This window comes from Yoonia sp. 72, from assembly GCF_034652275.1.
In the GTDB taxonomy this organism is placed as follows: Bacteria; Pseudomonadota; Alphaproteobacteria; order Rhodobacterales; family Rhodobacteraceae; genus Yoonia.
On sequence record NZ_JAXIWG010000005.1, the window covers coordinates 69,839 to 80,011 of the forward strand.

The following is a 10,173-nucleotide window of genomic DNA, read 5'->3' on the forward strand; positions in this document are numbered from 1 at the left end:
TTTAGTCCGTTTGTGTTCATCATCGGTATGCATACTATAAGTAGTGGTCTACACTACACGAAAACTTAAGCGTGTAGCATTGACAGGGCAGACAATGTCAGTAGGCACTTTATCAGAACTGACAGGAAAGATCAGTGATGCACTCTACGAAAGTGTGCCGTCTTGGTTGCGCGTAGCGTTCTTTGCAGAACCGGTCGCCAGATTGCTTTATATCGGCGAGACACCACCAGAGGGAGCGATGGCAAAGCCAGAGTCCGTTCTGACAACTCGCGGGCAAGTCCGTGGACATAAAGTTGTGGACGTCTTGGTGCCAACCGCCCTGCTGTTGGCACGAACGATCAGGATGCCCGCCACCAGCAAGATCAACCGTAAGGCGTTGGCAGAGCTTGATCTTCTCAGGCGCACCCCTTTCGCGTTGGATGAGGTTTACTGGACGCTTGGTGCTAACACAGACCGAAATGCCGATACATACACGCAATGGGTTGCCAAGAGGTCCGATATCGTAAGTTTTCGATCCGCTCTGGCCACTCACGGCTTTCGCGTGCGTCGGTTTTTGATAGCTGGTCACCCAAGTGCTTCGGTTCTGGCAGACTTTACTGCAGACATTGCGCCGCATGCGAAGCTTCAACGTCGGATCAATTATGGTGCTGCTGGTGTCATAGTCCTGGCTTTGCTTTCGGTTTGGCTCCAGCCGGCCTGGCAGGCACGGACCGAAATGGCCCGCCAGACGGAGGCAGTTACCGCTTTGTTTGAGGAAGCCGTGGCTCTTCGGTCCGAGATTGAGGCTCTCAAGCGTGTCGACGACGAACGCACTCAGTTTGTGAACAGTTTCATCCGGCGTGACCGCGTTGTCGATGCTCTGCGCCAACTCTCCGTCGCCCTACCAGACCATGTCTGGGCCTCGGACATGTCAATCGCATCGGGCGAAATTACACTGAGTGGAGAAACGTCGCAGTCAGCCGCCGATCTTGTGCTGGCACTGACAGAGGCCAATCTGTCTTATGTGCCAGCATTGACTGGACCCGTCTCCCGTACGGCAGAGGGAAAAGAACGCTTTGGCCTGGTCTTTCGTCCCCAAGAGGTTCGTCAATGATCCGCGCGCAACTGCCCTTTACCGCAATGATCTTGGGCTTTTCTCTTGTATTTTACTTTCTGATCATTGCTCCGCTATCAATATGGCGAGATGATACCACTTCGAGCCTCCTATTAGTACAATCTGAAAAAGAGGAGCTGTCGCAAAGCATCATGCGTCTGCAGGCAGAACGTGACAGTTTTGCGCGCGAAGATCTCACCGGAGTGATGTGGCAGGCATCCCAAATGGGCCAAGCGACAGCTCGCGTTCAATCAGCACTCAATGATATTGCGCGCCGCAATGGAATCCCGATGCGCTCTATTGCTCCTATCAACGGGCAATCCAACGAAGTCGCTTTTCGTCTCGAATTTGAGGCAAGCCTCGACCAACTGGTTCCATTTCTGAAACAAGTAGAGTACGACCAACCAGTTCTACTCATATCCCGCGCGAGTTTGCGTCGTCTTGTTCGACCTAATGATGTTAGCAGCCAGCCGGACATACTGGTGCAAATCGACATAGCAGCACCGGTTACACTTGTTGATGAGCCGTCTGAATGAGCAACGTCTTAGGTTTGTTCGGTTCGTTTATCCTGTTGGCGGGGGCCGCCACATCTGCCTTTTTGGCGGTCAATAGCTTCACTTCCCGTGCAGCAGATATGCCCCCAGTTCCGCAGGAGATAGCGATAATGACATCGCCGCAACAAGGCGAACCCAGTGTTCTTCCCACACCGCGCCCCAATGTGTTTTACGACGCCATTACCGACCGGCCCCTTTTCGCGCCGTCCCGACGCCCCAACATGATCTCGGAAGTTCTGGAAATTGAGGAACCGGAGCAAGTGCAGGAAATCCGGCGACCCGATAATCTCGTCCTGTCTGGTGTTTTGGACGGTACACTCAGCCGATCTGCATTCATTTCGGTTGGGGGCTTGGAAGGTGAGTGGTTTAGGACAAATGACGAGATCGAAGGTTGGGCTATCACCGACATCGGGCCCGATGCAATCACACTCACCGACGGCAACGACAGCTTTCGCCTGGAGCTCTTTGAATGACAAATTTTTATTTCTGCACTCAGTTGCGGGCGTTGGCACTTTTATCCCTGATCTTTGCTTTCGGCTGTGGTGATGCCGCCGAGCGGGAACGCACGCGGCTTCTGGCTAATCAGACGAATGCCGCCGGAACTGGTGGGACTGCGATTGAGCAATTTCAGGCCATGCTGAACAGCCCTGCACCGGAGCGTCGTGTCCTCGGAACGGACGAGTTCCTGTCTGCTACCGGCAACCCAAATGCCGCGCTAATTGAAACCTCGTCCGAAGGTGAATTTACGCTCAACCTAGTCAATGTGCCTATAGAACAGGCAGCTCGTGCTGTCTTGGGAGAAGCCTTAGGGCGCAATTACACCGTGCAACCGCAAGTCACGGGCACCGTAACCCTACAAACGACAAGGCCACTCTCGGAGCGCGCCTTGCTCGAGACATTTCAGACCATCTTGGAACTGAACGGTGCCGTCATGCAAGTGAACGATAGTCTGATCAGCATCGTTCCGGCTGCAGGTGCAACACAACGCGTCAGTCGCATAGGTGATCCGCAGCAATTGGGTGCGCGGGTTGTTGCAGTCCCGTTAGAATTCATAGGGACGGCTGAAATGGTTCGCTTGTTGGAGCCCATCATTGGTAACGCGGTCCGCCTGCAGCCGATCCCGCAACGCAACATCCTTCTAATTGCGGGAACGAGAGATGAGATTAACGCAGCCATCGATGCTGTAAACCTCTTCGATGTGGATGTGCTTGAAGGTAAGTCTGTCGGATTGTTTCGCTTGCGCGCGGCGGAGCCGGAAGCCGTTGTTGAGGAACTTAACGTGATTTTCGAAGCACGCGAGGGCGGTAGCCTGCAGAACGTCATAACCTTTGTGCCTTCGACACGCCTGAGTGCTGTTCTGGTGGTGACTTCGCGACAGGCATATCTTGCAGACGCCGAAGGCTGGATCCGTGATCTTGATCGCAGTGCTGGAGGGGCCAGCCGAAGGCCTGTTGTGTACAACTTACAGAACCGAGGTGCAGTTGAACTGGCCCCTATTTTGACGGAGATGCTGCAGGAAGTTGCAGCCGAGGGTACATCGGCCGTGTCCGGAACTGCGCGCATCGTGGCGGATGACACAAAGAATGCCATTGTCGTTTGGGGCAATGATACCGAGCAGGAAAGCCTGGCCCGGTTGATTGCGTCACTCGACAGTACGCCCGTGCAGGTTTTGCTTGAAGCAACAATCGCTGAAGTGTCACTCAACGATGAACTGGAATTCGGTTTGCGGTGGTTCTTCGAAAACGGCAACACGACTGGGACGTTTAGCGATGCCTCTAACGGATCTGTGGCGTCGAATTTTCCTGGTCTATCCTTTGTTTTCAACGGCGCATCGCCAATGGTTGCTCTGAATGCTTTGAATTCCATTACCAGAGTAAATGTTGTTTCCTCACCCAGCCTGCTCGTTCTCGACAACCAGGAAGCCACCCTTCAAATCGGGGATGAGGTGCCGATCGCAACGCAGCAGGTCCGGGATACCGGGTCGGTTGACTCACCTGTCGTCAATACAATTTCGTTTCGTGATACCGGTATCATCCTACGTGTGAAACCGCGTGTGTCGAGTGGGGGACAGGTGATCTTGGAAATTGAGCAAGAGGTCAGCAGTGTGTCGAATACAACAACGTCCGGAATCGACAGCCCTACCATTGCACAGAGGCGGATAGAGACATCTGTGATCGTCAGCGACGGGCAAACTATAGCCCTTGGCGGGCTGATTCAGGAAAGCAGCAATCGCACGAATGCGCAGGTACCTGGTGCCGGTAACGTCCCGGTCGTTGGTGCGTTGTTCCGCAACCGGTCAGATACAACGACAAAGACCGAGCTTTTGATCCTGATCACGCCGCGCGTCATCCGCAACGGGCAAGAGGCGCGGAATGTCACCGAAGAGTTGCGGCAGCGGATCGGAGGAGTGGACGGTCTTATCACGAACGGGATTTCTACACCGACGGTGGGCCACCGTATTTTACAATAGTACGCATGCCGACCTTTACCTACAGAGCAATCGATCAAACTGGCGCTCCGATTTCAGGCGAATTATCTGCGATTGATCGTATAGCGGCACTGGACATAATTGCGGCCAAGGGGCTTGCACCTATCAGCATCTCCGACAAGGCGAGCACGGTGCCTTGGTGGAACCGCGATTTAGAGGTGTTTGGAGCACGGCAGTTAAACCCAAAAGAAACTGAAAAGTTTTTCGGGTCATTGGCGGCAATGCTGGAAGCAAAGGTTCCCCTAACGCGCGCCTTACAGTTTTGTAGGGATATTGCCAGTGACCGGACGATGAAGAGTACACTGCGTACAGCAATTATAGCTGTCGAAGACGGTCAGTCACTCTCAGATGCTCTATCAAGGGGCCCTGTCGCTTTCCCGGAACGACTGACTAAGGTTATCCGACTGGGGGAGGTTTCAAACACGCTCGATCAGGTGGCTGCACGCACTTCAACGATGCTTAAGACTGAGGCGCGATTACGCAGCGATCTGAGGCAGGCACTCGTCTACCCGATTATCTTGCTAGCCATGTCTGTTCTAGTCATGGCAGTACTTGTTTTCTATCTTGCGCCAACTCTCGCGCCCGTCTTCACCTCTGCGAATACGCCACCGCCCATGATAATCTCAGTCATGCTGAGGATACAGCAAACTGCTGCGGCCCATTGGTCCATAGTTCTTGGCACATTGATGGTCATTCTGCTTGCTCTATTTCTCGCGCGCTTCCGGATCAGTGCTGGCTGGCAATGGTTTTTGCCTCGCGTGCCAGGCCTGCGACAGTTTCGATCAAAGCGTGAAACGCTGTCTCTTTTGCAAACCATGTATCTGATACTTGCCAGTGGCGGCCAGTTGACCGATGCCATAGGAACCGCGGCGTCAACTGTAGGAAGCCCTAGCTGGAAAACTATGCTTGCAGATGCCAAAAAGGCCATTGAAGCTGGGCAAAGTATGCGTGAAGCTCTCTTGGACGATCCACGTATCGATCCGATGGCTCGCAATATCCTGCAAACGGGCGAGGAGAGCGACCAATTGGTGGCGGTTCTCGAACCGGCAATTGCAAGGTTTGAAGCTGAGACATCCCAGATGATGTCTCAGCTTACAAAAATGCTGACACCGATCCTGACATTAATTATCGGTACGACTGTGGGGGCCATCATTCTCTCGACTGTTTCTGCAATCATGGATCTGAACGATGCGGTTCTTTGAGAAGCGCAAAGCCGGGTTCAGCCTGTTGGAGATGCTCGTCGTTCTAGCTGTTTTAGCTTTGACCGTAGCTACTCTCACGGCAACAGACCTTGGCCGATCGCCGTCACTCGAACTCAAGGCGCATATAAGTGAGTTGCACAAAGAAGTAGCCTCCGCCCGCAGCGTCGCCGTTGTTGAAAACATCCCACACACGATCCACCTCACCGCGCCAACTTGCTCTGGCAGCTTGACCTCACTCACTTTTTTTGCCGATGGTACAGCACAGCAAGCAGATATCTGTCTGACCGTCGGTACCGTGGAACAGCACGTGCGGCTTGATCCGCTTACAGCGCAGCTTTCTCTTTTGGACAACAAGTGAAGGGTCGCGCCGGATATTCACTATTAGAGGTGTTGATCGCCTTTGTGATCCTCACCGTAATACTAGCGGCATTGATCCCAGGCCAATCGCAACTGTTGATACGTGCGACCATGCAGGAACAACAGTCCCTTGCACATGACTATGCTTTGTCGCGCATAGCACTCTTGGGTACTGCCGAGCCCTTGGCCCTTGGCATTGTCGAAGATCGCTACCGCGATTGGTCTGTCATAATCGATGTGCAGGCCAGCGACATGATATCTACCGTGACAGAGATATTTCAAATCACCGTCACGATCCGCGACATGCAAAACAGGCAGATGGCGAAGGTCAAAACACTCAGAGCAATCCCGTGACCTGGAACAAACGCAGCGGTATGACCCTGTTGGAAGTTCTCGTGTCACTTGTCTTAGTAGCAGTGATCGCAGTCGGAATTGCGTCCTCAACCAATCTTGGTGTGCAAGTGCTGGACCGGACAGACAAGCTCGATCAGACAAATCCACAGATTGCGCTCCGCACACGCCTTCGGCACTGGCTGACCGCCGCCACCCCCCCTTCAGTGCTGGCGAATTTCGATACACGCCTGACAGGCGATGCGACGAGCATGACTTTCACCACCTTGTCCCCGACGCAATTTGCCGAAGAAAATGCAGCACTGCAGGTGAACTTATTTGTGGCAGGAAAAGACTTACGACTCCTTGTCACTGGCGTAGATGACGCGGGCATCCCCATCACCACATATGAACGGGTCCTTGCAGAAGATTTGGCGAACCTGTCTATCAGCTATTATACGGATGACCCTACGGGCGATGGTTGGCGTGGGACTTGGGATGATCCCAACAAGTTGCCAATTTTGGTTCGAATAGTTGCTGATGAGGCAAGCACTCCAGAATGGCCGGAATTTACGGTCAGACTAGCTCTTGCACAAGAACGCTAGCGTCCAACATCGGCGTTTTCGCCTGTGCCTCCGGGCTGACCGTCCAAACCAAGTGAGATGATGCTGAAATCGCGGCCCACCTCAGGTGCGATATAGATATAGTCGCGACCCCACGGATCTATCAACGCGGACGGCGCTTCCAGATAAGGACCGGCCCAAGATGTCTCACCGGGCGGCGCCGTTGTTAGCACTCGCAAGCCTTCACTGTCAGACGGGTAGCGACCCACATCAATGTAGAATAACTGTACGGCTTGGCGAAGCTGTGTTGCTTGCAATTCTGCTGTTTCTGTCTTCGCGCGACCGAGATACCCGATTAACCGTGGTCCGGCGACGGCAGCGATCAGGGCGATGATCGACAGTACAATCAAAACTTCCAGAATCGTAATACCGGACTTTGGTGTCCATCTGAGATTCTTTGTGGATTTCATGACAACCCCTCATACAACCCAAGTCACCCAAGCAGAAAGACAAAGGAATGGACCAAAAGCAACAGCGCGTGAGCCAATATCGGCAAATGATTTTCTTTTCATAAGCCCAAATACAACCACCGCCAGGATACCTGATAGCGCTGCTGCAAAAACTACCTGCGTTGCCTGATGAAACCCAAGCCAGACACCGATTCCAACCATCAGCTTTACATCGCCGAACCCAAGCCCCTGCCAGCCACGCATTCTCATATATCCGGTGGCCACGAACCAAAACAGCAGCGGCCATATCATGGCTCCAAGCGCATGGTCCAGAATGATGGCATCCGAGACTACGACGAACACGGCCCCGGTCAACGCAAGCAGCCCAGCACCCAGGTCAGGAATCTCAAACCGTATGATATCGATCACGCTGATCCAGATAAGCAAAGCAGCGAGGATCGGAGCAAAGATTGGATGAACAACCTGAAACCCGTTTCCCCAAAGGGCAAAGCCGGAGTAAACTGCAAGATGCAGCGCAACTAGCACGTTGCGAGAGGGTTTGTTTTCTAGCATGAGAAAAGGACTAGAATGAATTTCGCACTTGGACAACAGGGGCACCCAAGGCAAGCTGGATTTGCAATCATCGTTGTTCTTGCCTCGCTCCTGATACTTACCACGGTCTTCGCTATCGCCAGCAACCGCAGCTTCGCGCAAATTCAGATGCAGACGGGCGAACGTACACTTTCTCTAAGACAGTTTGTGAATGCTGAGATCCTGACGCTGTTGATTTCAATTGATCTTGATTCAAGTCTATCTGATGTAGTCAGCCTACCCTACCCGTTCGACGGAGTCGGCCTGCGTATACAGGATGTCGGCGGGTTGATTGACCTGAACACTGGCCGCCCAGAGTTGCTGGCACGGTTGTTTTCCGCCCTTAATGCTCCAAACACCGCTGCCGCTAATTTCTGGGATTGGCGACGTGACGGCCGAAGGCTGCAACGGGTAGAAGATTTAATCCGCATTGCCGATATTGATACAGAACAACGCGAGGCGCTCCTCGCGATGGCAACTGTTCATTCGGGACGTAACGGTGTTGCCGATGCTGTCGCACAAGACAACGTGCGTGCTCTCGCGGCGGGGCTCCCACAGACAGCGCCTTCGCAGGCGAACTTCGCTGTCTTTTTGCAGAGCAATGGACGCGAGAGACTAATCGGGATCATAAGCTATCCTAGTAGTGGCACCCAAGGACGGATCCTTGAACTGCGGTAGCTTGTCGCAGAACCGAGAACCCACGACGTCGATTAGCGCCCCCAATCTAACGAAAGGATCGCACCTTTGAACCATGGGATCAAAAACCTAGAGTTGCAATAGCTTGTCGCAGAGAGGAGAACGCACCCAATCAATCGGCGCACCCCATTTGGGGAAAAGATTGCACCATCAACCGACGACATCAGTTACTTATGGGTCAAACATAACCTCAGGTGATTTGGGAACACAGATCGGATCATCGCTCGGTTCAGGTTTCCAAAGCCAGATCTCTAATTCAGCCACCTCAGAACCAATCAGCATATCAACATGGACTTTCTTATTATCACTTGGATCGAAAAAGTAGCCACTCAACATCTTGCGTTTACCCTTATTACTCTGTGTTTTTATAATTGTTGTTCCTCTACCGGGATAGGTCAAAAATGAATCAGGTGCTAGTTCCCACTTAAGTTCCGCCTTTTTGACAAATGCAATAGCAAGCTTGAACTCTTGGCTCATTACAGTCCTAGATTGGGAAGATGGTCCCAACATTTATCCTGCCTCCAATGTTGTGAGCTCTGAACTCAAATTCCTGTCCGTCAACAGTTACGTTCCCGCGATAACCATCACCTTTATTTTGTAGCTCACCGTTCGCACGTGCACCTTCTATGTGGCCCTTAATCGCGTCTTCTACATCGTCTCTCGAGATACCAGTACCATCTAGGTGCCTATCAATATGGTGCTGCTTATTTGCGTCATTTGGGTCACCAAATTGAACATCCGACTCATTGTCTGCCTCTTCATCTCGACCTTTTCCTTTACCTTCTCCACCCTCACTCTCGCTCTTGAGCACATTCCCCAGATCTTCAAGTGCCTGCCCAATCTTCTGGCCAAGCCCCACAATCGCGCCGAACAGGCCGCCTAGCCCGCCTTGGGCTGCGCCATTCGCGGGGGATGCGCCTGACGGTTGCCCGATCTCCAACGCGTCTGCCAGCGCACCTACGCCGGCCTGCATAGCGTTGTTGGTCGCAACCCGGCAAGCAGGATTTGCCAAACACGCCCGTGTTGCTTGTGCGAACGCAGCCATTGATCCCACTGCTACACCGCGCGCCAAGTTCCGCATTTCGATAGAGGAGGAGTACAACCCGCTCGGATCGGTCCAGTTGTACGGATCGTTGCCGACATAGGCGTAGAGGTTCAGATCTCCGCCCGCAAAGCCGATCGGGTCGCGCTGGATGAACTGCCCTGATGCCGGGTCGTAGTGCCGGGCGCGGTAGTAGATCAGCCCCGTCTCGGTATCGTGCTCGCGCGCGGTGAAGCCATAGCGTTGTTCCACCGGGCCGCTCTGCGTCCGCGTCCCGAAGCTGGCGTAGGTCGCACTGGCCGCAACCGTCCCCGTGGCGGGATCGACGACGCTGATGATCGACCCCAGACGGTCGGCGTGCAGGTCATAGGCCGTCCCGGTCCCGGCGACCACCGTGCCGGTGTAGCTCTCGAAGGCCAGCGGCTCGTCCACCTGCGCCCCGTGCAGCCAGCGCCGCGTCAGCGCGCCTGCCACAAAGTCCAGCACCACGTCATTGGCGACCGGCCGGTAGGGGTTCCAGGGGTCGAAGACGAACGCCTCGGTGACCCCATCCACCAACTTCGCGATCCGGCGGTCGAGCGCGTCGTAGGCGTAGCTGGCGGTCGTCGTGGCCGAGGCATAGCCGATCAGCCGGTTCTGGCTGTCGTAGCTGTAGCTCTCCACCGCGCCCGTGGCCTTGTCGGTCCGGCTGATCCGATTGCCGCGGGCGTCATAGGCTCTATCCTGATAGTCTCGGTCAGTTCTGCTCTGTCACTCCCGTATTAGCGATTGTCGAGGCAGCAGCAAAATGCCATTTGTAAAATGCTAT

General features: G+C 53.9%; 13 protein-coding genes. 9 read left to right on the forward strand and 4 right to left on the reverse strand.

Annotation, left to right across the window (positions count from 1 at the left end; all coding sequences use genetic code 11):
• The first annotated feature begins 94 nt into the window (after window positions 1-94).
• The 8 genes from VCK47_RS17455 to VCK47_RS17490 are packed head-to-tail and all read left to right on the forward strand — an operon-like array spanning window position 95 to window position 6,629.
• Window positions 95-1,093, forward strand: coding sequence for a PilN domain-containing protein (locus tag VCK47_RS17455; protein ID WP_322892196.1), 999 nt, complete (start codon window positions 95-97; stop codon window positions 1,091-1,093).
• Window positions 1,090-1,629 carry a GspMb/PilO family protein gene (locus tag VCK47_RS17460; RefSeq protein WP_322892197.1) on the forward strand — a complete coding sequence of 180 codons (540 nt, stop codon included), beginning with the start codon at window positions 1,090-1,092 and terminating at the stop codon, window positions 1,627-1,629. Before VCK47_RS17455 ends, VCK47_RS17460 begins: the two co-directional genes overlap by 4 nt.
• Window positions 1,626-2,120, forward strand: coding sequence for a hypothetical protein (locus tag VCK47_RS17465; protein WP_322892198.1), 495 nt, complete (start codon window positions 1,626-1,628; stop codon window positions 2,118-2,120). The genes VCK47_RS17460 and VCK47_RS17465 overlap by 4 nt, the downstream gene beginning before the upstream one ends.
• Window positions 2,117-4,117: a type II secretion system secretin GspD gene (gspD, locus tag VCK47_RS17470; RefSeq protein ID WP_322892199.1), complete on the forward strand. Its 2,001-nt coding sequence runs from the start codon at window positions 2,117-2,119 to the stop codon at window positions 4,115-4,117. Before VCK47_RS17465 ends, gspD begins: the two co-directional genes overlap by 4 nt.
• A 5-nt stretch (window positions 4,118-4,122) precedes the next feature.
• Entirely contained in the window at window positions 4,123-5,337 is a 1,215-nt protein-coding gene (locus VCK47_RS17475; protein WP_322892200.1) for a type II secretion system F family protein, read from the forward strand.
• A complete protein-coding gene (locus VCK47_RS17480; RefSeq protein WP_322892201.1) occupies window positions 5,324-5,695 on the forward strand; it encodes a pilus assembly FimT family protein in 372 nt (123 codons plus the stop codon). Before VCK47_RS17475 ends, VCK47_RS17480 begins: the two co-directional genes overlap by 14 nt.
• Window positions 5,692-6,048 (forward strand): type IV pilus modification PilV family protein, encoded by a 357-nt coding sequence (locus VCK47_RS17485; protein WP_322892202.1) that lies wholly within the window; start codon window positions 5,692-5,694, stop codon window positions 6,046-6,048. The genes VCK47_RS17480 and VCK47_RS17485 overlap by 4 nt, the downstream gene beginning before the upstream one ends.
• Window positions 6,045-6,629, forward strand: coding sequence for a prepilin-type N-terminal cleavage/methylation domain-containing protein (locus VCK47_RS17490; RefSeq protein WP_322892203.1), 585 nt, complete (start codon window positions 6,045-6,047; stop codon window positions 6,627-6,629). Before VCK47_RS17485 ends, VCK47_RS17490 begins: the two co-directional genes overlap by 4 nt.
• Here the strand turns inward: VCK47_RS17490 and gspG are convergent.
• Entirely contained in the window at window positions 6,626-7,057 is a 432-nt protein-coding gene (gene gspG / locus VCK47_RS17495; protein ID WP_322892204.1) for a type II secretion system major pseudopilin GspG, read from the reverse strand. The two genes, VCK47_RS17490 and gspG, sit on opposite strands and share 4 nt — an antisense overlap.
• Before the next feature lie 9 nt (window positions 7,058-7,066).
• Window positions 7,067-7,609: an A24 family peptidase gene (locus tag VCK47_RS17500; RefSeq protein ID WP_322892205.1), complete on the reverse strand. Its 543-nt coding sequence runs from the start codon at window positions 7,607-7,609 to the stop codon at window positions 7,067-7,069.
• A 15-nt stretch (window positions 7,610-7,624) separates the two neighbouring features.
• Between VCK47_RS17500 and VCK47_RS17505 the strand changes: the two genes are divergently transcribed.
• Window positions 7,625-8,305 (forward strand): hypothetical protein, encoded by a 681-nt coding sequence (locus tag VCK47_RS17505; RefSeq protein ID WP_322892206.1) that lies wholly within the window; start codon window positions 7,625-7,627, stop codon window positions 8,303-8,305.
• Window positions 8,306-8,494: 189 nt separating this feature from the next.
• Here VCK47_RS17505 and VCK47_RS17510 read toward each other — a convergent pair whose 3' ends face one another.
• Both VCK47_RS17510 and VCK47_RS17515 read right to left on the reverse strand, forming a co-directional pair.
• Entirely contained in the window at window positions 8,495-8,800 is a 306-nt protein-coding gene (locus tag VCK47_RS17510; protein ID WP_322892207.1) for a hypothetical protein, read from the reverse strand.
• Between the two features lie 7 nt (window positions 8,801-8,807).
• Window positions 8,808-10,028, reverse strand: a complete 1,221-nt coding sequence (locus VCK47_RS17515; protein WP_416236690.1) for an RHS repeat-associated core domain-containing protein — start codon at window positions 10,026-10,028, stop codon at window positions 8,808-8,810.
• Window positions 10,029-10,173 lie beyond the last annotated feature (145 nt).